The organism is Sporosarcina soli, assembly GCF_042655805.1.
Lineage (GTDB): Bacteria > Bacillota > Bacilli > Bacillales_A > Planococcaceae > Sporosarcina > Sporosarcina soli.
This window is the reverse complement of sequence record NZ_JBHSNO010000007.1, coordinates 124,866-146,659: the sequence shown is the minus strand read 5'-3', so window position 1 is coordinate 146,659 and position 21,794 is coordinate 124,866. Positions and strand designations below refer to the sequence as shown.

General features: G+C 41.8%; 22 protein-coding genes and 2 riboswitches. Of the genes, 1 reads left to right on the top strand and 21 read right to left on the bottom strand.

The features are described from left to right. Window positions 1-5 precede the first annotated feature (5 nt). The 19 genes from ACFPRA_RS14375 to ACFPRA_RS14285 form a co-directional block, all read right to left on the bottom strand. A complete protein-coding gene (locus ACFPRA_RS14375) occupies window positions 6-788 on the bottom strand; it encodes a hypothetical protein (protein WP_381435980.1) in 783 nt (260 codons plus the stop codon). 242 nt (window positions 789-1,030) lie between these two features. Continuing rightward, entirely contained in the window at window positions 1,031-1,981 is a 951-nt protein-coding gene (locus tag ACFPRA_RS14370; RefSeq protein WP_381435978.1) for a hypothetical protein, read from the bottom strand. A gap of 183 nt (window positions 1,982-2,164) precedes the next feature. Further along, a complete protein-coding gene (locus ACFPRA_RS14365) occupies window positions 2,165-3,277 on the bottom strand; it encodes a 5-methyltetrahydropteroyltriglutamate--homocysteine S-methyltransferase (RefSeq protein ID WP_381435975.1) in 1,113 nt (370 codons plus the stop codon). Window positions 3,278-3,334: 57 nt separating this feature from the next. Continuing rightward, window positions 3,335-4,072, bottom strand: coding sequence for a cyclase family protein (locus ACFPRA_RS14360; protein ID WP_381435973.1), 738 nt, complete (start codon window positions 4,070-4,072; stop codon window positions 3,335-3,337). Between the two features lie 83 nt (window positions 4,073-4,155). Further along, a riboswitch (SAM riboswitch) is annotated at window positions 4,156-4,261 on the bottom strand. A 26-nt stretch (window positions 4,262-4,287) separates the two neighbouring features. Further along, window positions 4,288-5,400, bottom strand: coding sequence for a 5-methyltetrahydropteroyltriglutamate--homocysteine S-methyltransferase (locus tag ACFPRA_RS14355; RefSeq protein ID WP_381435970.1), 1,113 nt, complete (start codon window positions 5,398-5,400; stop codon window positions 4,288-4,290). A 91-nt stretch (window positions 5,401-5,491) separates the two neighbouring features. Further along, a riboswitch (SAM riboswitch) is annotated at window positions 5,492-5,607 on the bottom strand. Between the two features lie 279 nt (window positions 5,608-5,886). Next, window positions 5,887-6,579, bottom strand: coding sequence for a FadR/GntR family transcriptional regulator (locus ACFPRA_RS14350; protein ID WP_381435967.1), 693 nt, complete (start codon window positions 6,577-6,579; stop codon window positions 5,887-5,889). A 30-nt stretch (window positions 6,580-6,609) separates the two neighbouring features. Beyond that, window positions 6,610-7,557: an ornithine cyclodeaminase family protein gene (locus tag ACFPRA_RS14345; protein WP_381435965.1), complete on the bottom strand. Its 948-nt coding sequence runs from the start codon at window positions 7,555-7,557 to the stop codon at window positions 6,610-6,612. 271 nt (window positions 7,558-7,828) lie between these two features. Then, a complete protein-coding gene (gene gucD / locus ACFPRA_RS14340; protein ID WP_381435962.1) occupies window positions 7,829-9,295 on the bottom strand; it encodes an alpha-ketoglutaric semialdehyde dehydrogenase GucD in 1,467 nt (488 codons plus the stop codon). A 12-nt stretch (window positions 9,296-9,307) separates the two neighbouring features. Further along, the gene (kdgD, locus tag ACFPRA_RS14335) at window positions 9,308-10,237 is read right to left on the bottom strand and encodes a 5-dehydro-4-deoxyglucarate dehydratase (RefSeq protein WP_381435959.1); all 930 of its coding nucleotides are present in this window, start codon (window positions 10,235-10,237) and stop codon (window positions 9,308-9,310) included. Between the two features lie 577 nt (window positions 10,238-10,814). Continuing rightward, window positions 10,815-11,648, bottom strand: coding sequence for an NHL repeat-containing protein (locus tag ACFPRA_RS14330; RefSeq protein WP_381435957.1), 834 nt, complete (start codon window positions 11,646-11,648; stop codon window positions 10,815-10,817). A 178-nt stretch (window positions 11,649-11,826) separates the two neighbouring features. Continuing rightward, on the bottom strand, window positions 11,827-13,272 hold the full coding sequence (locus tag ACFPRA_RS14325; protein WP_381435954.1) for an amidase: 1,446 nt from the start codon (window positions 13,270-13,272) through the stop codon (window positions 11,827-11,829). Then, window positions 13,269-13,463, bottom strand: coding sequence for a hypothetical protein (locus ACFPRA_RS14320; protein WP_381435952.1), 195 nt, complete (start codon window positions 13,461-13,463; stop codon window positions 13,269-13,271). Before ACFPRA_RS14320 ends, ACFPRA_RS14325 begins: the two co-directional genes overlap by 4 nt. Window positions 13,464-13,465: 2 nt before the next feature. After that, entirely contained in the window at window positions 13,466-14,260 is a 795-nt protein-coding gene (locus tag ACFPRA_RS14315; protein ID WP_381435950.1) for an HpcH/HpaI aldolase family protein, read from the bottom strand. A gap of 224 nt (window positions 14,261-14,484) precedes the next feature. Further along, window positions 14,485-15,786: a TRAP transporter large permease gene (locus tag ACFPRA_RS14310; RefSeq protein ID WP_381436446.1), complete on the bottom strand. Its 1,302-nt coding sequence runs from the start codon at window positions 15,784-15,786 to the stop codon at window positions 14,485-14,487. 2 nt (window positions 15,787-15,788) lie between these two features. Further along, window positions 15,789-16,283 (bottom strand): TRAP transporter small permease, encoded by a 495-nt coding sequence (locus ACFPRA_RS14305; protein WP_381435947.1) that lies wholly within the window; start codon window positions 16,281-16,283, stop codon window positions 15,789-15,791. A gap of 18 nt (window positions 16,284-16,301) precedes the next feature. After that, window positions 16,302-17,330 (bottom strand): TRAP transporter substrate-binding protein, encoded by a 1,029-nt coding sequence (locus ACFPRA_RS14300; protein WP_381435945.1) that lies wholly within the window; start codon window positions 17,328-17,330, stop codon window positions 16,302-16,304. A 301-nt stretch (window positions 17,331-17,631) separates the two neighbouring features. Next, window positions 17,632-18,630: an aminopeptidase gene (locus tag ACFPRA_RS14295; RefSeq protein ID WP_381435942.1), complete on the bottom strand. Its 999-nt coding sequence runs from the start codon at window positions 18,628-18,630 to the stop codon at window positions 17,632-17,634. 50 nt (window positions 18,631-18,680) lie between these two features. After that, entirely contained in the window at window positions 18,681-19,136 is a 456-nt protein-coding gene (locus ACFPRA_RS14290; RefSeq protein ID WP_381435939.1) for a RidA family protein, read from the bottom strand. Between the two features lie 212 nt (window positions 19,137-19,348). Continuing rightward, window positions 19,349-19,825 carry an acyl-CoA thioesterase gene (locus tag ACFPRA_RS14285; RefSeq protein ID WP_381435937.1) on the bottom strand — a complete coding sequence of 159 codons (477 nt, stop codon included), beginning with the start codon at window positions 19,823-19,825 and terminating at the stop codon, window positions 19,349-19,351. Between the two features lie 101 nt (window positions 19,826-19,926). Between ACFPRA_RS14285 and ACFPRA_RS14280 the strand changes: the two genes are divergently transcribed. Next, entirely contained in the window at window positions 19,927-20,292 is a 366-nt protein-coding gene (locus ACFPRA_RS14280; protein ID WP_381435935.1) for a hypothetical protein, read from the top strand. 67 nt (window positions 20,293-20,359) lie between these two features. Here ACFPRA_RS14280 and ACFPRA_RS14275 read toward each other — a convergent pair whose 3' ends face one another. After that, entirely contained in the window at window positions 20,360-21,166 is an 807-nt protein-coding gene (locus tag ACFPRA_RS14275; RefSeq protein ID WP_381435932.1) for an urease accessory protein UreD, read from the bottom strand. Then, window positions 21,159-21,788, bottom strand: a complete 630-nt coding sequence (gene ureG, locus ACFPRA_RS14270) for an urease accessory protein UreG (protein WP_381435930.1) — start codon at window positions 21,786-21,788, stop codon at window positions 21,159-21,161. Before ureG ends, ACFPRA_RS14275 begins: the two co-directional genes overlap by 8 nt. Window positions 21,789-21,794 lie beyond the last annotated feature (6 nt).

The following is a 21,794-nucleotide window of genomic DNA, read 5'->3' as shown; positions in this document are numbered from 1 at the left end:
AAGCTTTACAACCTCACTTTCTTCTCAAAAAGGACAGCTGCAACGATGAATAGTGCAATTGTGAAGATTGTCTCGAACAGGATCTCACCCGTGTAAAATACCGTCTTTGTATGCTGGAAATAAACAAAATCCGTTGTGATCATCGGGTTTTTGATGGCCATTAAATCGATTGGACCAATCCGCACGAACTGCTTGTAGAAGTCCGAGACAATAAATTCTCCATAGAGCCGGGACAACAGCACGAACAAAACGAAAGTCACAACCATTGAAAACCCCTTTATATACGGCTTCAACAAGCGATCGATCACCCAGAAGAAAAAACCGAGACTCATAAAAACGAGCGAAATTGCAAAAAGCATGACGATGAAAATGATTCCGAAGAAAAGCAGTTCATTGAACGAAAAAATGCCTGATTTAGAAAAAATATAGTGAATCGCCAACGCCAAGGTCGGAATGAGCAATCCGACGGCCCCAATCATCGCTGCCAAAAAGACTTTCGTCCCAATTAACTTGAAAATGGACGCATTTGAATGTAGCCACACATCAGGTCGCTTCATCTCCCTGCCCAACATCGTAAGCAAAGCAACAATCGGTGCAAGTACACTCGCACCCGCCCATAGAAAGCAAATGACAAGCGCAACTTCAAACACATGCATGTCAGCATCGATCAATCGAGTAATCAGAAGTGGAAAAAATAACATGACAACAATTGCCAATAGCGCACTCGCAAGAAGTGGCCACTTCATCGTCACCCACTCTTTCCACACCAATCCATTCCATTGTTTCATCAGCGTACCTCCTCCTGTACCGGTGTATTAGTTAAATAGTACACTATAGATAAGGGAGTTGTAAAGCAAAATCATCAGAGGGAGGAGTTCCGGGGAATAAAATTGTTTTGATTGCACTTGCGATGGATTTGATTGCGTTCAAACCGCCTTTGCTTGCATTCAAGTCAGATTTGATTGCAACTCAGGACTATCTACCCGCAATTTCACCCACAAAAAACACCAAGAAAAATCCATCTTGGTGTTCACGCTTCAATGATCTCTTTTTCCCTTACATCAAGCTGTCCCAATTCATGCTCCATCTCATCGCGCTTCCTTGCAAGCTGATCTTGAACACGTCGTACATCCTGAAGTACAACGTTCAGTTTACTTTTGGCGTCCGTAATCCGCGAATGCACCATCCAATCCGAAAAGATATTATCAAAAAACACATCCGTGAAAGTGAAAATATCATTGTTATTCACCTTAAATGATTCCGTCGCCGCATTCTGAACATCCATAAGCTCCGTTTCAAAATGACGAAGCGCGCGCTGCGCACGATGGACGAGATCATCTGAACTATTCATTTCAGAGTATTTCAACGCCGATACAACCAACCCACCTCCAAGAAATGTGTCCCATATCGACATTCCTTCCGCCGATCCAAGCTTATCGAGCGCCGCATTCAGCGCACGGATCGCCTTGCTCCCTGCATCCCGAGCTTCCTCGATTTCGCGTAGCATCGACCGGACGCGTACTCGATCATCCGCAATCTTTTGCAACGTCGCATGGGCAACGGAATCATTCTGCCGAATCCACGTCTCTTTCTCCTGCAGAAAATCCGCCCATTCCTCATCGATATAAGCAAATTCCGGATTTTTCATCGCTTCACGTAGGCGTCCGACTTCCGCCTCCAAATCCGTCACCGTTTTTTCCGCTTCATTATATTGCAGTTCTACTTCCGCCACTTCGGCCATTTCCTTCTCCATCTGCTCATCCCATTTGCCCGTCCACTCTTTTATTTTATTCATAAAAGAAAATTTCCCAAGCTGTACCACGTCCTGCTGTTCTTTCGTCAATTGCTTCTGCAACCGATCGCGCAAAGCACGCGCATCCTTCAATTGCGCCTCCGTGCCATCAAGTCGACGCTTTACCCGGTTGCGCTCCGTCCGCAACATCGTCAAGTCCATTTGCCGTTTGTGTATATCCTGTCTCATAGTCCGCACCCCTTTTTACTATATACGGCAATCCACATCCTAAAGTTTCAAGGAACAACTATCAAATTATCCACATGTGGGTAAGTGAAAACGAAAAATAACAATCCACCACCTTATCCACAACTTTGCGTTAACATAAAAAAAAGCAAAGCCTACAAACGTAAGCTTTGCCCATCTTATGATTTATCCCCAAACTTCCTTCGCTACATCGACGATGAATTTCAATTTCTCCCATTGTTGCTCTTCCGTCAGTTTATTGCCATGGTGCGTGGAAGCGAATCCGCACTGCGGGCTGAGGCATAGTTGTTCAAGTGGGACGTATTGTGTTGCTTCTTGGATACGTGCTTTGATTGCTTCTTTGTCTTCCACTTCACCGTTTTTCGATGTGACAACACCTAGAACGACTTTGGCGCCATCGTTCGGAATATATTCTAACGGTTTGAAGTCTCCTGAACGGTCGTCATCATACTCCAAGAAGAAACCGTTCACTTTTTCTTTTGCCAATAGCGTTGGTGCAATCAGTGCATAACTTCCTTCGAATGCCCACGTCGATTGGTAGTTGCCACGGCACAGATGCGTTGTGACCACTAAATCTTCTGGCTTGCCTTCCAATACGCCGTTAATGACACGGAGCGCTAGGTCAATCAGTTGCTCTCTTGAATACGCACCGTCGTTGAATGGGATGTCCGGAGCAGAAAGTCCTGCGATGTACACATCATCCAATTGCAAGTAGCGCACACCTGCTTCGTAAAATGCATGTAGTGCATCGCGATACGCCTGAATAACATCATTTGCGTACTCTTCGAGATCCGGGTAAATATTCACATCACGAATTCCTGCATTGAAGAATTGGTTTGGACTCGGAATTGTTTGTTTGGCTACGGCACGGCCACCGACGATTTCATTGAACTCAATGAAGTCTTTAATGAATGGGTGGTCTGGATTAAAGGAAATCTTGCCTGTGTTACGAACGTTGTATCTTTCCGTTTCAACACCATCAAATTTGTAACCTGTCTCCGGCACATAGCCTTCAAATCCATTCAAATGCTCCATGAAATCCAAGTGCCACCAAGTGCGTCTGAATTCGCCGTCCGTGACGAGTTCTAAGCCAACTTCAATTTGTTTGTCGACAATGCGTTTGATTTCATGTGTTTCCACTTCACGCAATTGTTCAGCCGTGATTTTGCCTTCTTTGAATTCCTTCCGTGCTTCGTGCAAGTTTTCCGGACGCAGGAGACTTCCTACATGATCCGCTCTGAAAGGTGCTTGTATGGCTGTAGCCGGTTTGTTTGTCATGGTAAATTCCTTCTTTCCCTATCTATTTTTGTGAGAAATCAATTGAACACTGTCTTTTTAAGGCAAGATTGCAAACGATCTAACCGGAAAGCCAGAAGCTTTTTCGGGCTTCGGTACAATATTGAAAATAACAGCACCTTTTGCAGGCACTTTATCCAAATTCTTCAGTAACTCAATTTGGTACGTATCTTGGTCCAACACATAATATTCGCCGAGCAGCGCTTGGTTTTTCTGGAAGTCGATGGCCGAATCTGTATCGAACGTTTCATGTCCGACTGCTTTCACTTGCCTTTTTTCGAATAAAAATTGGAGAGCGGCAAGCCCCCAACCTGGGATGCGGTTATTGCCATCGGCGTCTTTATTGCAAAACGCCTCGTTATCTGGCCAACGCTTGTACCAATCAGTTCGCAATGCGACAAATGTGCCTTCCTCAATACGTCCATGCTGAGCTTCAAACGCCAAAATATCTTCCACAGCTAACGTAAAATCATGATCGGCAGCCGCTTCTTTCGATTTATCGATAACTACAAGTGGCAATACCAATTCCTTCAACCCTAGTTCGTCCAAATACCGCGTATCCCGTACAAAATGAATCGGTGCATCAATATGTGTACCATACTGCCCAGCAAATGCAAAACGCTGTGCAAAAAAACCGTCCTGATGATCGAATAATGTCGTGAATTCCGCCGCATCGAATGCTGAAAAATGCGGTGAATCGGGTCCGAACGTATGCGTCAAATCGACCCACTCTTTTTCCTTCAATAATTGAATCGCATTGATCAATTCGTTTGCCATACGTATCTCTCCTTCATTCATTTCCTCCATAAAAAACCTCTTCTCGTAGTAAGAAGAGGTTTCCGCATAATCGCTTTTCGCTCTTCTTATCTTCAACCACATACATCATGATTCTGGAATTGGCACAGTTCGTAAACGTCTGTTGCCGGGGCATCAATGGGCCAGTCCCTCCACCCCTCTGGATAAGAAAATCATCTATTCAATTGGTCTATCGGTTATCCCCAAACTTCCTTCGCGACATCTACGATGAATTTCAACTTCGCCCATTGCTGTTCTTCCGTCAGCTCATTCCCGTGATGCGTGGAAGAGAAGCCACATTGCGGGCTTAGGCATAATTGCTCCAACGGTACGTATTGTGTCGCTTCTTCAATACGCGTTTTGATCAATTCTTTGTCTTCTACTTCGCCGTTTTTCGATGTGACAACGCCGAGAATCACTTTCGCACCGCCGTTCGGAATATGTGCAAGCGGCCCGAAGTCTCCTGAACGGTCGTCATCATACTCCAAGAAGAAACCGTCCACCTTTTCTTTGGCAAATAAAGTAGGTGCAATATGCGCATAGCTACCCTCAAATGACCAAGTCGATCTGTAGTTTCCACGGCATAAATGCGTTGTGACAATCAAATCTTCCGGCTTATCCTCCAACACGCCATTCACGACACGTAACGCCAAATTGATTAATTCTTCCCTTGTAAATTCATCGTCACTATGTGGTAGTTTTTCCGCTGAAAGCCCCGCGATATAGACATCGTCAAACTGCAAATAACGGACACCCGCATCATAAAATGCCTTCACCGCATCCCGGTACGCTTGAATGATATCGTTCGCGTAATCCTCGATATTCGGGTAAATTTCTCTGTTGCGAATTTCGCTCGGGAACAGCTGATTCGGACTCGGAATCGTCTGCTTCACCACTGCACGTCCTCCGACAATTTCATTGAGTTCAATAAAATCACGGATGAAAGGATGGTCCGGATTGAAGGAAATTTTTCCGGTATTGCGGACATTGTACCGCTCTGTTTCAATCCCTTGGAACGGGCGACCCTTCTCTGATACATAGCCTTCTATGCCATTCAAATGCTCCAAAAAGTCGAAGTGCCACCAAGTCCGTCTGAACTCACCATCCGTCACCACTTCCAAGCCCACTTCAAGTTGCTTCTCCACGATGCGCTTAATTTCTTGCGTCTCCACTTCGCGCAATTGCTCCGCAGAAATTTTGCCTTCTTTGAACTCGGCGCGTGCTGTATGTAAATTTGCCGGTCGCAATAAACTTCCTACATGATCGGCTCTAAATGGTGCTGTCGCTACTGTCTTTGTTTGGTTTGTCATTGTCTATTCCTTCTTTCTAGTTGTTTTTTAAGGGATATAAAAAAACCCCTTCCATGATAAGAAGAGGTTTTGGCAATTTCGCTAGATTCTCTTCCTATCTTCAAGCCCACGGCAAGATGCCACAGCTTCTGGAATTAGCACAGTACTTCATAGAAGTCTGTTGCTGAGGTATCAAAGGGCCAGTCCCTCCACCTCTCTCGATAAGAAAGTTACGTATTCGGTTGATAACTACTACAATACAGGTGCTAGAATAGAATGTCAATATCGAAATCAATAAATGTTTGGACTATTCCATTTTGCATGAACTTCACAATGGTCTAACAATCAATTACGCCTCAGCGTAATTCCGTCCAGATTTTGAATCAGCAGGTATTTGGACTTCCTCTGAGTTGAAACGAATACTGACATTCATCCTGCTAATTATGGAAGTGGTGAACCTCTACTGAATCAAGTTAAAAAGCCCGCACAAGTTGCGAGCTTTTCCCTTCACTGATCTTTTACAGGTTCATCCAGCAGTTTCTTTCTAACAAAGCTCAAATGCTTATACATCTGTTGAAAGGCTGCGTAAGGATCTCTGTTTTTAAGCGCTTCGTAAATCCCTAAATGATGTTCCACGGTGACGCCAGGCTCACGGAAAGGAATGAGACTATCCGTTTTTTCATGGGCAATCAACAATGATTCAATCATCCCTTCAACAACTGGGTTGTTGGCGCTTTGTGCAATGATGCGATGGAATTCCTTGTCTAATCGACCGTAGTCGCTGTCTGGATTGGCTTGGATACTATCAATCGTTTCCTTCAATTGCTCCAGCTGGTCGTCCGATATTTTTTCGGCAGCAATCGTAACAAGCCCTAACTCCAACGTCATACGCGCTTCAATGACGGCGGAAACGTTATTGATCGATAAGGCAAGCATCACTTTGAATGGATTGCTACCTACTCTTTCATTGACATATGTACCCCCGCGCGGTTTTCTCGTAATGATTTCTAATGTTTCCAATGAACTGAGCGCTTCACGTAAAACAGGTCGGCTCACGTCAAATTGCTCCATCAGCGTCATTTCCGCCGGCAATTTATCGCCCGGTCTCAATTGTCCACTCATAAGCAGTTGAACAATCTGTTCCAACACTTGTTGGGAAAGCGTGCTTCTGCGGACTGTATCCATTTTATATTCTTTCATCCAATCCCTCCTTTCTTCTCTTACTGGTTTTTACATGCGAATACGGCTTGTCATTCGTTCATAGACCAATTTCGCAGTCAGAATATCAAAAATCGAGACACCAACCGATTTGAAAAGGGTCGTTTTTCGCTTCATTTCCTCATTTTCCCCGCCTTGTACAAGGCTTTTCAGTTCGGGAACCGTCTTCTCACTATGTCCAAATGCCCTGGCATTCATCAGTTCACCACACTCGGAAAATGCCGCGTGCGTATCAACATAGAGATGGTCCACTTCTTTGATAATTGCGTCGGGAATTTCCTGCATGAACGATTTGAATGCTCCCGATCCTGCAAAATGCTTTCCAGTCAAATCCACCTTGCCATCATAAGGGAGGACCGGATCGATTGACGTCGTTGTTGTAATGATCAGTTGTGCTTCTGTCAAAATCGTTTCTGGATTTGAAATTTCAAAGCGGATCGATGGAAATGCCTTCTTCGCTTTCTCCATAAACGGATGAAGTCTTTCCTGACTACGATTATACACCAAAACCCGTTTAATTTGTCTGACAGCGCATGCCGCCTCCAAATGACTCCATCCTTGGTCGCCCGTACCAATCACACCAATGGTATCCGTATCATTGGCCGCCAAGTATTTCATCCCCAGGCCGCTAACAGCACCGGTCCGCATCGCTGTAATCGTCCGCGCATCCAATATCGCAAGCGGTTTCATCGTTTGCCTGTCATTCAACAGAAAAATGCCACGCAACGTCGCTTCCCCAATTGCAGCATTTCCCGGTGCGATCCCAATCACTTTTGCCCCATAATAATCTTCATAAAAAGAAGGCATTAAAAGCGCAGAATTGTCGGCATCATTGATGAATAACCGTTCTGGTACGAGCGACCTTTCCTCGCCATCATTCAAATAATATTCTTCAATTATATCGATAATATCTTTCACGGTAACCAAACTTCTAATTTCTTGTTCATCAATGAAACGCATCTTAATTCCTCCCAAATATCATTATCAATCACGCCTCGGCGTGATTGCGTCGAGATTTTGAATTGCGAATCGAACGACGAAGGGTTCGATTTGCCGTATTTCTGCGATCTTTGCAGAAATTAAGGCACATTCCTTTCAGTACAAAAACATTTGCTGAATGAAGATAAACAGAAGAGAGACCAACGATTTTCGCTGGTCTGTCCTGCAACGGTTCTCCCCTTATCGAAACAAGGAGTTAAGCTTTTCATCGCATAACTCCCGCTCCTTCATCTTATTTAATGAACACAGTTTTAATTGCCGTGTAAAATTCTTTTGCTGCTTGCCCTTGCTCACGGGAATGGGAGCTGGATTGCTTCATGCCACCGAATGGAGCTTGCAGTTCAACCCCCGCACTTTCAGCATTAATACGTACCAGACCTGCATCCATTTCATTGATGAACGACAGCATATTGCTAATATTTGTCGTAAAAATGGAAGCACTTAGCCCATACTCTGAGTCGTTTGCCAGTTCCAACGCCTCTTCGATCGTCTCCACTTTCATTAGCGCAAGCACTGGACCGAAAATTTCTTCTCTTGCAAGCGCCATGTCAGCAGACACGTTTTCAAAGACAGTCGGCTCCACGAAGTAGCCATTCAAACCATCTCTTTTCACTTCGTTTCCACCGAGGAGAAGTGTAGCACCTTCTGCTTTTCCTTTTTCAATCGCGGAAAGGACTGTATCCAACTGACCTTGACTTGCACTCGGTCCCATCCATGTGCCTGCATCCATGCCATCTCCGACTGTGATTTTTGCCACTTCTTCAAGCAATCTCTCTTTAAATGTCTCATAAATATCTTGTTGCACGATGACGCGGCTCGTGGCGGTACATTTTTGGCCGGATGATTTCAATCCACCGCTAATTGTCGCTTCAACAGCCAACTCCAAATCTGCATCGTTGGCAACGATGACCGGGTTTTTCCCACCCATTTCAAGTTGATATTTAATACCTCTTGAAACAGCAATTTGCGCCAGTTGCTTCCCGACCGCATTCGAACCTGTGAATGTAATGGCATCGATTTCTTTATGGTTCGCCATTTCGGTTCCAATCAAAGCACCCGAACCTGTCACCAAGTTTACGACACCGGCAGGGATACCCGCGTCATGTAAACACTCGATGATTTTTGCGCTCGTAACAGCCGTCTCACTGGCCGGCTTTAGCACGACTGTATTCCCATAAACGAGAGCCGGCGCCATTTTCCAAATCGGGATCGCTACCGGGAAATTCCAAGGCGTGATAACACCGACAACCCCCAAAGGCACTCTCGTCGTGAACATCAACGCTTCGCTGTCCGTCGAAGGGATCACATCGCCGATCGTACGCATCCCTTCGCCCGCAAAATAACGTAAAATAGCTACACCACGTGCCGTTTCACCTTTCGCTTCCGGAAAAGTCTTCCCCATTTCAAGCGTCATCGCCGTTGCGATATCATCGATTCGCTCTTCCATAATGGACGCCGCTTTTAGCAAATAATCGCCCCGCACATTCCCTGCCAGTTTGCGCCATGCTTTTTGCGCTTTTCTTGCTGCCGTAGCAGCTTTGTCAAAATCATTGCTGTTGGAAAGTTGATAGGCTCCAACCACTTCGTCCTTGCGCGCCGGATTTTTACTGACGCCTGTTTTCCCTGTTTCAGACGCGACCCATTCACCGTTAATATAATTCAAGTAGGTTGTTGTTCTTGCTTCAGTTGTCGTTGCCATAATGTCCTCCTCTTAAACCGCTGCTACTTTAGCAGGATACTTTTCCAATGCCTTTTCAATAATGACTTTCAACTCTTCATAATGCGATTCTTCAACCGGTGCGATCGGTGCGCGAACATTCGTCGTCACAGGAAGACCGACGATTTGCATGCCCGCTTTAATCAACGATACCGCATAACCCTTCTTCTGCTTACGAATACGATGAATCGGGAAAATGACATCTTCGTATAGTTCATTCACCAGAGCTTTATTGCCGCTGAGCAATGCCTCGTAATACTTGGCTGAAATATGAGGTATATAATTGGAAATCGCCGATGAATAGGACGTGAAACCAAGGTTCACATACGACGCCATTGTCACTTCCGCTAACGGCATCCCGTTGATCCACTCTAGCCGATCCCCAATCAAGTGTGTAAACTCCACGTTCTTTTCCATATTGCCGATGCCATCTTTATAGCCGACAAGCTGTGGCAGTTCACATAGTTTCTGAAGTGTTTCCGCTTCAAAAATACAGTTATCACGTTGATAGACGATCGCATTCAAGTCCGTGCTTTGAATGATTTCTTTCAAATAATTGTAAATGCCATCCTGTGATGGATCGATCAAATACGGTGGTAAAATCAAATACCCTTCTGCACCAAGCTCTTCAGAAATTTTCGCCTGCTCCAACGCATGTGTGATATTTCCGCCAACACCCGTATAGAGAGGAACTTTTCCTTTCGTCTTTTCAACAGCCACTTCTACCATCGCTCTATATTCTTCGTTGCTGACTGCATGTAACTCGCCTGCTCCACATGCAACAAAAATGGAAGATAACCCTTCTTCAACTAAAAACTCGATATTCTTCCCCAGTCCTTCTAAATCCAATTTCCCCTCAGCATCCATCGGTGCAACTGGAAATCCTAAAATCCCTTTTGGTGCCTTCCTACGATTTGTCGTCATGTAAATTCCACCTTTCAAAATAGTCTTTCAATTTATATGTCTTATTGTATTACAATTATAAAGTTCTGTCAAATGTAAAAATTCCATTCTATTGGTATAGTAATTTCTAAAATTTTGTCATCACCGACTGGTGATTCTTAATGACCATTGGGATGGATTAATTTTTATCTATATGCACTTACCCTTCAATAAAAGCTATAGGTAACAGACAAATAGTAATATCAATGAACAAGCGACGAATTTAAGGGATGTCAAGAGTTACTAAATATAGGAATAAAGCAAATTTATAACATCTCAATCCTAAGAAGTAAAAAACATCATCCGAATGAAACAAAAAAGTTATAACATAGAATTCAATCAAAGAATTATCAAACTCTATAGATCTGGCACGTCAGTGAGTGATTTCGGAACCATAATTTTTCGGAAATTTTGTGAACCCAATAAAGCAATTTCCCACCTAAATTTTAACAATCCGTCATTTTTAACTCTCTAACTTATTACTTATAGTGAAAAGAAAAGAGCCAATGTGTCAGCGATGAAATAGCTCTACACACTGGCTCTCTATTTTTGAAGTTCTTTAATTTAAAAGTATAAATTTAATAATCATGTCTTGAAACATTTCAGCGATATATATATCACCATTTTCGTCAACAGTTACACCATGTCCAATTGTTCCCAAGGTAAGGAACCTGCCGAGAAGTTCACCATTCGGATTAAATAGATTCAATGTTGGTGACTGATCAGTTACATAAATGAAACCATCCTTATCTTCATAGATACTCATCGGGCGATAAAGATTCTTGATTTCTTCCAAATACTCTCCCTTTTGATTAAAAATTTGAATTCTATTATTTTCACGATCAGCAACTAAGACACGATCCTGTTGATCTACCAAAACTGAGTGGGGTACTGTAAATTCTCCTTCTCCTTTTCCTGGTCCTCCCCAAGTATCGATTAATTCACCACTTGGATTTAGGTGGTGTACAGAAAAGTTTCCATAACCATCAGAAACAAAGAAATCACCCTTATCATTCACCGTTACATCTGTAGGATGATTAAATGGTACACCTAAACCACCCGGATTCTGCTGATCGCCAATAACTTGAAGAACCTCTCCAGAACTATTAAAAATTACAATCCTATGATGGTTTCTATCGACTACACATACTCTACCATCATCTGTTATTCTAAAATAATGACCATCTGAGAGGGTCTCATCGAACCATTCATCAACGAGTTCACCGTCTTGTGAGAAAGCTAGCATAAATGGATTGCTTCGTTGTAACACATAAATACGTCCTTTATTATCAGTAGAAATCCCTGAAATATTAGTTAACAATTTACTTTGTGGCAACTGTAGCCAATCCCTTTTCACCTGATACTTTTTATCACCCAGAATAAAAATCCCCATTATTTTCTCCTTCCATCAAGTAACCATAAGTAAGACAAAATTCCTCCATACATGCACAATCAATGCTTCTTGAATTAATTCGGTATTCTATTTCTGTCGCAAAAAGCTTAATCATTTTTGCTTTCTATAAATATGACTATGTTCTTTTAAAAAATAAGTTAATACAAAGTTAATTAGCCTACTCCATTACCTTTTCTAAATTGGAATTTTCAAATCTATTTAAGGACAGAGCTGAACGGTATATTTCGGTTTGTTCTAATGCGTAAGCAAATTGATAAAGTTCAGCTTCTGCAAAGGCCTTTCCAATAAATTGTACGCCTATCGGCAATCCACATTCTGATACACCACCCGGAACAGAAATGGCAGGGAGACCGGTAGTATTGCTCGGACCTGTTAATCGTGCAAAAATACGGACATGCTCTTGTAAGCCATAAGAATTTGTCACTCTTTGTTCAATATTAGTAGGTACCATTGGCAAAGTAGGCGTCAAAATCACATCAACTTTTTTTAAAGCCTCATTATGCATATCAATTGCCTTGTGTTTGATTTGCAGCATTTGAATATATTCACTAGCTTGAGTAAGCATCCCGGCAATCGCTCGTGACCTTACTTCTTCTTCAATCTGTTCAGGTTTATTTATTAAATCTCTCTCCAATGATGTATATGCTTCAGTCGCCAATAAAACTTGCTGTGCCGTTAGAAGATCGTCCATGCCAGGAAGTTCAATAGGGACAAAGTTAGCTCCTAGTTCACGGAGTTTTCTGACAGTCGAATCAAATACACGCCGAACTTCAGTGTCAATAATATCAAAATAAAAGTTAGTAGGTATTCCAATTTTTTTACCTTTAATACCCCTATTAATCCCCTCGGTAAAGTCTTCAATTTTCGAATAAGCAGAATAGCTATCTTTTTTATCAAAACCAGACAATACGTTTAACATAAGGGCATTATCGGTAACCGTTCGGGTCATAGGACCTAAATGGTCTAATGTTGGACACAATTGTATGGATCCATACTTACTTACCCTTCCAAATGTGGGTTTCATTCCTATAATTCCACACATCGAAGCAGGCATTCTTATCGATCCCCCAGTATCCGATCCAACCGAACCATAACATTGAAAGGAAGCTACGGCTGCCCCAGATCCAGAACTCGACCCTCCTGTTATCTTCTGAATGTTATGCGGGTTTTTAACTGGTCCAAAAAACGATCGATCTCCTGTCGTTCCATATGCAAATGCATGCATATTTAATTTTCCAATTAATATAGCCCCGGCTCCCTTTAATTTCGTGACAACTTCTGCATCAAAATTAGGAATATAATCTTTATAAACTTCAGAACCAAATGTAGTTTTGACACCGGCAGTGCAAATCAAGTCCTTCAATCCAATAGGAATGCCATGAAGCGGCCCCTTATAATTACCATTAATAATTTCTTCTTCAGCTCGTTTAGCAGCTTTTTTTGATTCATCTTCCATTATAGTAACGAACGCATTCAACTCTTTATTTTTTGAAGAGATCAAGTTTAGGCTTGTCTCAACCACTTCAACAGGGGAAATTTCTTTTTCCTTAATGCTTTCACTTAGCTGATCGATACTCCATTCTAAATAATTTAATTTGCTCATCTGTCGGATTCACCTCTAACTTGATTAATTGAGAATATAGGCTCATAGTTAAGTAATGGATTTTTCGCTTTGACATCCTGAACCTTATTTGTAAATATAGTTGCCTCTTCATTAAAGGCATCTAAATCAAAATATCTGCTATCAATCTTATTGGATTTAAATAACATTAGTACTCTCTGATTCATGTCCATTACTATGACAACCCCTTATTAGTATTTGTCTTTAATTTGACAGATTCAAGATGTGCTTTTAAACTTTGCATTAAATATGAGGCATCTACAGCGGGTGTTGTAAGATAACTAACACCCATATCTATTACTTCTCCTATCTGATTTGGTTTAAAAGCCGGAATGCCCACTTTTACTCCAGCATTATTTGCTTTATCGATTACCTCTTGAATTGCTTCACGGACAATTGGATGTGTAACTTGTCCCGGATAACCAAGGGATCCAGATAAATCAGTTGCACCGATAAATAGTAGATCTAAACCCTTTGCAGTGACAATTTCATCAATGTTCAAAACCGCTTCTGCATCTTCGATCATACCGATCACTAGTAATCGTTCATTCTGACTTCGCATATGGTCTTCAATTTTCACATTTATGCCGCCGAACTTAGCTACCCTCGTTGAAGTATCGAGCCCGCGTTGACCAATTGGCTGATACTTAGCCATTGCCACTATTTGTTCAGCTTGTTCTTTTGAAATTAAATGCGGCACCATTATTGCATCTGCCCCTGCCTCTACAGCCCTCAAAATAGTACCGTAATCGTCCTGAGGAGTTCTAACTACGGATGATATGTTGGCAACCTGTGCTGCTCTAATCATATGCTCCATTGTTGACAAATCCACTGTAGAATGTTCTAAATCAATGACAGCAAAATCGTAACCGGCATATCCCAATATTTCTATAATTGCCGGATCTTTTAAAGCTGAAAAAATACCATAAGCAACTTGATTATTATCTAGCGCTTTTTTAAATTTATTCATTGCTAATCCTCCTTAACTATTGTGCAATCTAGTAAAATCATTTCCTTGACTTCAAATCACATATTCATTTGAATTCTTTTTTTTGTTAAACTTCTTTTATATGTTTAATGAAAATCGTATTTCCATTTCAAAATACAGTGTGATCTGTAATTAAAAGCTTGAAAACACTTATTCACTTACCCTATTTCGTTCAGACGAATGGCGGAGTAATTCAACAACTCTTATTATGAATAACCTGCCAACTTTGGCAAAAATGTTGAGAACCAAGGAACAAATGTGATCAGCATAAGTACAACGAAAATCGCTACATAAAATCTAAATAAGTATGGCATGACACTTTCCAGTTTTCTTTGGGCTACTTTTATACCTACAAAGAGGATGTTGCCCACTGGGGGTGTAATCGTCCCAATACTTAAGTTAAATGCGAGCATAATCCCAAAATGTAACGGTGTCATTCCTAGCGCTGTACACACAGGTAGTAAAATTGGCGTGAAAATTAAAATTGCAGGTGTAAGGTCCATAAAAGTACCCACAAATAGCAGTAGTAAATTAATGACCAGCAAAATAATAATTGGATTATCTGAAATTCCGAGTATGGAATTAGCGAGTAGAGAAGGAATTTCAGTAAATGACATTACCCATGCCATTATGTTGGATGCACCAATTAAGAACATGATAATTGCCGATAATTTGGCACTGTCTAGCAAAATAGTATATAAATCTTTCAGTTTTATCGTTTTATAAAATAACATGGACAACAATAAACTATAAGCCACTGCTATGGCAGAAGCTTCAGTAGCACTAAATACACCGGCCACAATCCCCCCAATAACGATAAAAACCAACAGCAAGCTTGGTATTGCACTTATGACTACTTTAAAAAAGTCTTTGGCTGTTATGGAGCTTTTAGCAACAAAACCTTTCTTTTTTGCATAGAAGAATATGACAACCATACAACTTAAGCCCCATAAGATTCCAGGTACGACTCCACCCAGGAATAGGGCTGCTACGGAGGTACCCCCGCTTGCTAGGGCATACGTAATCAAAGCAGTACTAGGTGGTATTAACAGCCCTGTAGGAGCCGTAGCAATGTTAATGGCTGCCGAGAAGTCCTCATCATATCCTTCTTTTTTTTGGATCGGACCAATAATTGTACCCATTGCAGATGCGGCCGCCGCTCCCGAACCTGATACGGATCCAAAAAGCATATTAGCTACTACATTAGTATGAGCTAATGAGCCTGGAATTCTTCCAGTTAATGCGGTTGCAAAATTGATAAGACGGACTGCAATACCACCTTTGTTCATGATGTTGCCTGCTAAAATAAAGAAAGGAATGGCCAACAGTGTAAAGATATTAATCCCCTGAAACATTTTTAAAGCCGATGCTGGTATCGCAGCTGAAAAACCTAAAGAGTGAATAATGGCTGAAATGGATGCAATAATTAGTGAGATTCCAATCGGAATGCCCAGCAACAATAATATTATTAGCGTAACAAAAATTAGGAGACCTGCTGATAGTGCTATGCTCATTGCCATTCCCCCTTTCCACTCTCATTAAATTCCTGTATAGATTGGATAATGTTAATCAAGCTATAAATAAGAATCAAAATTCCACTAATAGGAAGGATAATATAAATCCAATCCATGGAAATGTACAAAGTAGGAGAGATCTGTAAAGCTCCGACCCCCATCACCGCTTTTCCTCCGACTAAAAAGACACTAATCGCTATTGTTAAAATAAGCAATTCGGAAAAAATGGACAGTGCTATTTGCCCTCTCCCTTTCACCTTATCGGAAAAAAAAGATAACCTCATATGATCTTTTTGACCAAAAACCAATGCTGTTCCCAACAACGAAACCCAGACAAATGAATAACTCAATATATCTTCGGAAATGGTACTTGGGCTATTAAATACATACCGCATCGTTATCTGGTAAATGGTAATGAGTGTCATAAAAGCAAGAAGTCCAACACATACATCGGAAAGTACCTTATCCAGAGTTTTTTTGAACCTTTTCATCTTATTCTCTCCCTTAATTTAGTTCTGGATCTCTTGAACCTTGTCATACAAAGGCTTTAATTCCGGATACACATCTAGCAACTCTTCACTTACCGGTTTTAATATTTCTTCAAAGGGCTTTTTGTCGACGGTAACAAACTCAACCCCCATCTTCTTTGCTTCTTCTATCAATTCTGGTATCTGTTTATCCCATGCTTCATTTTGAACTTGAGTAGTTGCCTTGAAACCATTTTGAAAGATTTCTTTTTCTTCATTCGTAAGAGAATCCATAAATTTCGAATTAACTACGAGCATGTCTGTAAATATCTGATGTTCCGTCCGTGAATAAAAATCTGCAACCTCACCATGCTTCAAGCTTACTAACGCAACCTCTGGGTTAGCACCGGCATCAATCACACGATTTTGCAACGCAGTATATACTTCGCCATGGGCCATCACAACTGCCGCAGCATCGAAAGCTTGGACCATCTTAACATTTGCCTCACTGGACTGTACGCGTACCTTCAACCCCTTCAAATCTTCTGGTCTTTCAATTTTTTTAGAAGAGTAAAAGTTGTTGACCCCATTGGCAAACCAGGCTACACCTAGAATACCGTCATCAATAGTAGCGTTGTAGATTTCCTTTATAAAGTCTTCATCATTCATCACTTTGCGAAAACTTGCTTCATCATTAAACAAGTACGGTAAACCAAAAATCTTGTACTCACTAGCAAAGGACTCTAGATTGCTTCCACTTGTAGCAACAATATCCAGACTGCCCATTTGTAGCAATTCAATTGCCTCTGTATTTCCGCCCATTACAGCATTGTTAAAAATTCTAATTTCAAATTTATCCCCAAGATTCTCTTCAATATAATCTTTAAATTCGTATAGAGCTTTAGTAATTGAATGGTCATCGGTCTGTACAGTTGCAATGCTGATAATCCGTTTGTCTCCGATACCACTAGCTTTACCCGTATCAGTGCTAGCCGTAGCAGAGCACCCGATTAACAACAGCAACAAGGCAATACTTATCATAAGAGGGATCAATTTTTTCGTCTTTTCCATTTAATCACCTTTTATAATGAACATTCATTCATTATTCCTTTCATAAAATGAATTATTGGTTTTAAGGTTGTCCCTTACATATTAATATGGCTAAAATGCCTACCACTCATCTGTAAGCGCTTACCCTCCGACAAGTAATTTTATTCCATAACTTAATTTATCCAGCTATGGACAGAATTTTTACGTTGTAACAATGTGGATGGATGTTTTTTAATACAATCCCTTACAATATAGGGGGGCCTCCCTCCCTTCCTGCCTCTTTATTCGTCATGCCTATAAAAAGCTTTTCAAAACAGCTCGGTTAGACCAATAATTCGCCATCTTTCATGAGGCTACAATCATCGATTACAACTGTTACATCTTTAATGACCAAATCAAGATGCAGCGGGGAATCTACATGTCCTCCAAAGTTCAAGTTTTTCCCTATCCCAATATGAATATTTCCAAGTGAACCTTCATCTGGAGCCATGTGCCCGCACAAATAATTTTCTTTATTTAATCCGAGGCCAAGTTCTGCGATATTATACACCGTCGGATCATTGAAATCAGCCAAAATTTTCCGGAGAATGTCTGCTTCTCGCCCGCCCGTAATCTCTGTAATGAAACCGTTCTCAACTTTGCATATAACAGGTTCATCAAGTAAATTTAAAAGCGGATGAGGAATACTTCCGTCAAATACTAATACACCATTTGCTGTACCTTCGACTGGACCAAGAGCCACTTCTGCATTGGGTGGAAATGAAGCTGAACCAGGCTCTCTCGATGTTCCATAATCGAAAACAGGTTTACGCCCTTTAACACTGCACACCATATTAGTACCACCAGGAGCAGTCAGTTTAAATGTGTTACCTTGGTAGTACTCAGAAACTCGATCAATGACCTCTTTAACCTCGTCAAAATCAGCTGTAAGGCCGCCTTTTTCAAACATATGAAGAGCGTAATCCTGTAGCCCAACCCAACGCAATCTCCCATTTTTACTCGCATCCAAACGCGCTTTTGAATGGTACATCGAATAAGTTGTCGCTCCGAAAGCCACATCGCAATTATTCATTGCTGCCCGAACAGCTTCAGTCGGCTCTGCTCCATGGCCTTCTCTTGTCGGCATTACCATCATAGTCGTTTCAAAGAATTCCTTTGCATATTTATAAACAAATTCTCCGATTTCTTTTTTATTTTCATCGGTAATTACAAGCACCTTTTCTCCTTCTTTTAAATGCGTGATGCTTGTAAATAACTGTTTAATCCCTAGTGGTAAATCTTCCAACAGTTCTTTTCTCGTTTTTGTTAATACATTTTCCATCATTCGATACCCCTTTTCATTTTTATTTCAAATCCATTCCCTCTAGCCGGTCATTCCACTTCCACAATGATTTCAACTTCTACAGGAGTCCCTCCGGGAAGCGAACTTGCGCCCAGCGAAACTCTACTATGTCTCCCTACTTCACCGAAGACTTCTAATGCAAAAGCGGACACTTCATTCATCACTTCCGGTTGCTCTATGAAATCTGGTGTGCTCGCCACATAACCTTTTATATTGACTATTTTTTTAATAGAGTTGAGACTTCCCATCATATTTCGCACGGTAGCTAGACAATTAACAAACGCAATTTTGGCCGCATCTTGTGCTTCTTCCATCGAAACTGTATCTCCTACAATTCCTTGATACTTTAAGACTCCATCTACCTTTGCTGCGTTGCCAGATATAAAAATTAAATTGCCAATACGAACGCCATCTTCAAATATACGTTTATTTGCTTGTGCCGAAAGTTTATACCCCATACTTTCAAGCTTTTCTTCATAATTCATAAGCGTTCCCTCCCTCTAAGCTTATATCACTTTTAGCTTCGCACTTTTTTTAGCTAACCACCCTTTCCAATCTTCTGTATTTTACTAATTATCACTTTATCATATTGTAAGACAAATAGAATGGTAAGTCAATTAAAAATTTAAAAGAAAATTACTCGACTTAAATCTCTGCAAATTTAAAAAGCCCACAATTTATTGCAGGCTTTTTAAAATCAATGCTTCAACTCTCCCCGCAACTTCCGATGTGCGCGGCGTGCAGGAGCTGTTTCGAACAAACTCTTCTCATATTCCGTTTCAGGAAAAACGGCAGGAATTGGTGCCGGTTTATTGTTTTCATCCATCGCAACCATCGTTAAGAATGCTTCGGTTGTCCGTTTTGTTTCACCTAAAACTGGATTTATGGACTGGACAGTTACAAACACTTCCATTGAGGTACGGCCCGTAGAACTAACGATTGCTTCGAGTTCAAGGATGTCTCCTACATGAGCAGATGAGAGGAAGTCGACTGAGTCGATTGAGGCAGTGACCACTGCCTTGTTAGAATGCTTCATGGCTGTGATTGCGGCAAGTTCATCAATATAGGCGAGCACCTTCCCTCCGAAGATCGTTTGCAAGTGATTCGAATCCAGCGGTAAAACCAGTTTTGTCTGGATGGTGCGCGATTGGCTCATCGGTCTACTTTCTGACATATAACTCTCTCCTTCGTAGCATTACAGTATCTCTTGATGATAAAGGAAACTTTAGCAAAAGTATTCCGTAGATATAGTATATACCTATTGGGAGGCCCTCCATGCTAAAATTCATCGACACGCAATATGAAAAAATTACTTGGCTCCTCATATTTTTGGGGGTTATCTTATTTTTTATAGCAAAGGAATACCTTTCGATTGTTTTATTTTCTTTTCTTTTAATTAAGGCAGTGAAATTTCGGGACACCATCCGGGCTACGTCTTTTCGCCAGTTGGTTATACAAATTGGTCTTTTTATTCCATTGATTGTGATGCTGGTCATTATTATACTGACTTCGGCCAGTTTCATGAAAGAACACCATATCCCAGTTTTCCTACGCTATGCTTATCTGATCGTTGTGCTTTTCATTGCTTCATCTTGCTATGGATGGGCAACCAATTTTTTAATGAAAATCTGGAAAAAATGATCGTTTCCAAAAACTAAATAACATAACGCCACCATTTCAAAAAAGGCACCCCTAACCGGAGTGCCCTTCATACCATACTCGCCAATTGCGCGTATAGCCGTTTCATTTCTTCTTGCATCGTCCACTGATCCACTGCAAGCCATCTGCAATGGATAGCGTTTCCTTCCAATCGTGTAATCCCTGCTTTTAAGCCTTTTTCGACACGCAATGTTTCTTGTAGTGCACGCACATCGATATCGTCTGCTTTCGGGGAGACGAGCCAGATGGAGCCGACGTACATCGCTTCTTCCAAAACGCCAATGCTTGCAAATGGCACATCGCGTGGTGAAAAATGGAGCGTGTCAAAAGCGAGTAGTTCGTTTTCGACTAGGATTTTGAAATTGGAGCGGAATGATTGATAGGCGAAGATTTCGCCGCGTTTTTCGCGTCCCGGCGCGACAATCTCACCCCATATGACCGTGGCATCTCCCGCTATGCGAAGGGTGGTGTCCACCTGGAACTTGGCATCTTCGAACGGGATGAGCACTTCCGGCATCCATTCCAAACGCGAGCGTTCTCCCAGTTCAACATCGATGGTCAAGAAGCATGTATCGCCTGTATGGGATGGATAGATTTTCAATGCGGATTGTTGAACGAGACGCGCCTGGCTATCCGGCGCGAGTTTGACTGTAATATCATTGCGGTCTCCCGCAACCATCCCGCCTGATGATTCCATGATGTAGACGGTAGCTGTCGGGTCTTTACCTTCGTACAATTCCCGACTCGCTTTCAACGGGGGTTGCTGGTATACATGCGGCATGCGCGTGTAGCCCCGTCTTGGCTCAAATGCTATATCGAGCTTGCCGTGATGGTTGACACGCGACGGCTTAATCATCGGAACCAGCGGAGCCCGCACCTTCCAATAACATGCTGTGCTTGATCCAGTCGACGACTTTATCGATATTTTTCTGCGTTCTGACGTCTGTGAAGATATACGGACGACCACCGCGCATTTTTTTAGCGTCGCTATCCATCAGTTCAAGGTCAACACCGACATGCGGAGCAAGTTCCGTTTTATTGATCAACAACAGATCAGAGCGCGTCAATGCCGGACCGCCTTTACGCGGGATGTCCTGACCTTCTGCCACGTCAATAACATAAATATAACCGTCAACGAGTTCCGGGCTGAATGTCGCGGACAAGTTGTCGCCGCCGCTTTCTACGAAAATAATATCAAGGTCATTGAAACGATTTTTCAATTCATCGATCGCCGCAAAGTTCATCGATGCGTCTTCACGGATGGCCGTATGTGGACAACCACCTGTTTCAACCCCTAAAATACGATTTTCTTCAAGTATACCGTTGTTGATCAGGAACTGAGCGTCTTCACGTGTATAAATATCATTCGTGATAACCGCCACATTATAGTCTTTATGCATCGCACGTGTCAGTTGGTCGACGAGTGATGTTTTCCCCGATCCTACTGGACCACCGATGCCGATACGTACTGGTTTCATATTGAA

Bases quoted from the DNA above. Each gene is read 5' to 3' on its own strand.
- ACFPRA_RS14375 (WP_381435980.1), bottom strand. From the start codon at position 788: ATGAAACAATGGAATGGATTGGTGTGGAAAGAGTGGGTGACGATGAAG.
- ACFPRA_RS14370 (WP_381435978.1), bottom strand. From the start codon at position 1,981: ATGAGACAGGATATACACAAACGGCAAATGGACTTGACGATGTTGCGG.
- ACFPRA_RS14365 (WP_381435975.1), bottom strand. From the start codon at position 3,277: ATGACAAACAAACCGGCTACAGCCATACAAGCACCTTTCAGAGCGGAT.
- ACFPRA_RS14360 (WP_381435973.1), bottom strand. From the start codon at position 4,072: ATGGCAAACGAATTGATCAATGCGATTCAATTATTGAAGGAAAAAGAG.
- ACFPRA_RS14355 (WP_381435970.1), bottom strand. From the start codon at position 5,400: ATGACAAACCAAACAAAGACAGTAGCGACAGCACCATTTAGAGCCGAT.
- ACFPRA_RS14350 (WP_381435967.1), bottom strand. From the start codon at position 6,579: ATGAAAGAATATAAAATGGATACAGTCCGCAGAAGCACGCTTTCCCAA.
- ACFPRA_RS14345 (WP_381435965.1), bottom strand. From the start codon at position 7,557: ATGCGTTTCATTGATGAACAAGAAATTAGAAGTTTGGTTACCGTGAAA.
- gucD (WP_381435962.1), bottom strand. From the start codon at position 9,295: ATGGCAACGACAACTGAAGCAAGAACAACAACCTACTTGAATTATATT.
- kdgD (WP_381435959.1), bottom strand. From the start codon at position 10,237: ATGACGACAAATCGTAGGAAGGCACCAAAAGGGATTTTAGGATTTCCA.
- ACFPRA_RS14330 (WP_381435957.1), bottom strand. From the start codon at position 11,648: ATGGGGATTTTTATTCTGGGTGATAAAAAGTATCAGGTGAAAAGGGAT.
- ACFPRA_RS14325 (WP_381435954.1), bottom strand. From the start codon at position 13,272: ATGAGCAAATTAAATTATTTAGAATGGAGTATCGATCAGCTAAGTGAA.
- ACFPRA_RS14320 (WP_381435952.1), bottom strand. From the start codon at position 13,463: ATGGACATGAATCAGAGAGTACTAATGTTATTTAAATCCAATAAGATT.
- ACFPRA_RS14315 (WP_381435950.1), bottom strand. From the start codon at position 14,260: ATGAATAAATTTAAAAAAGCGCTAGATAATAATCAAGTTGCTTATGGT.
- ACFPRA_RS14305 (WP_381435947.1), bottom strand. From the start codon at position 16,283: ATGAAAAGGTTCAAAAAAACTCTGGATAAGGTACTTTCCGATGTATGT.
- ACFPRA_RS14300 (WP_381435945.1), bottom strand. From the start codon at position 17,330: ATGGAAAAGACGAAAAAATTGATCCCTCTTATGATAAGTATTGCCTTG.
- ACFPRA_RS14295 (WP_381435942.1), bottom strand. From the start codon at position 18,630: ATGGAAAATGTATTAACAAAAACGAGAAAAGAACTGTTGGAAGATTTA.
- ACFPRA_RS14290 (WP_381435939.1), bottom strand. From the start codon at position 19,136: ATGAATTATGAAGAAAAGCTTGAAAGTATGGGGTATAAACTTTCGGCA.
- ACFPRA_RS14285 (WP_381435937.1), bottom strand. From the start codon at position 19,825: ATGTCAGAAAGTAGACCGATGAGCCAATCGCGCACCATCCAGACAAAA.
- ACFPRA_RS14280 (WP_381435935.1), top strand. From the start codon at position 19,927: ATGCTAAAATTCATCGACACGCAATATGAAAAAATTACTTGGCTCCTC.
- ACFPRA_RS14275 (WP_381435932.1), bottom strand. From the start codon at position 21,166: ATGATTAAGCCGTCGCGTGTCAACCATCACGGCAAGCTCGATATAGCA.
- ureG (WP_381435930.1), bottom strand. From the start codon at position 21,788: ATGAAACCAGTACGTATCGGCATCGGTGGTCCAGTAGGATCGGGGAAA.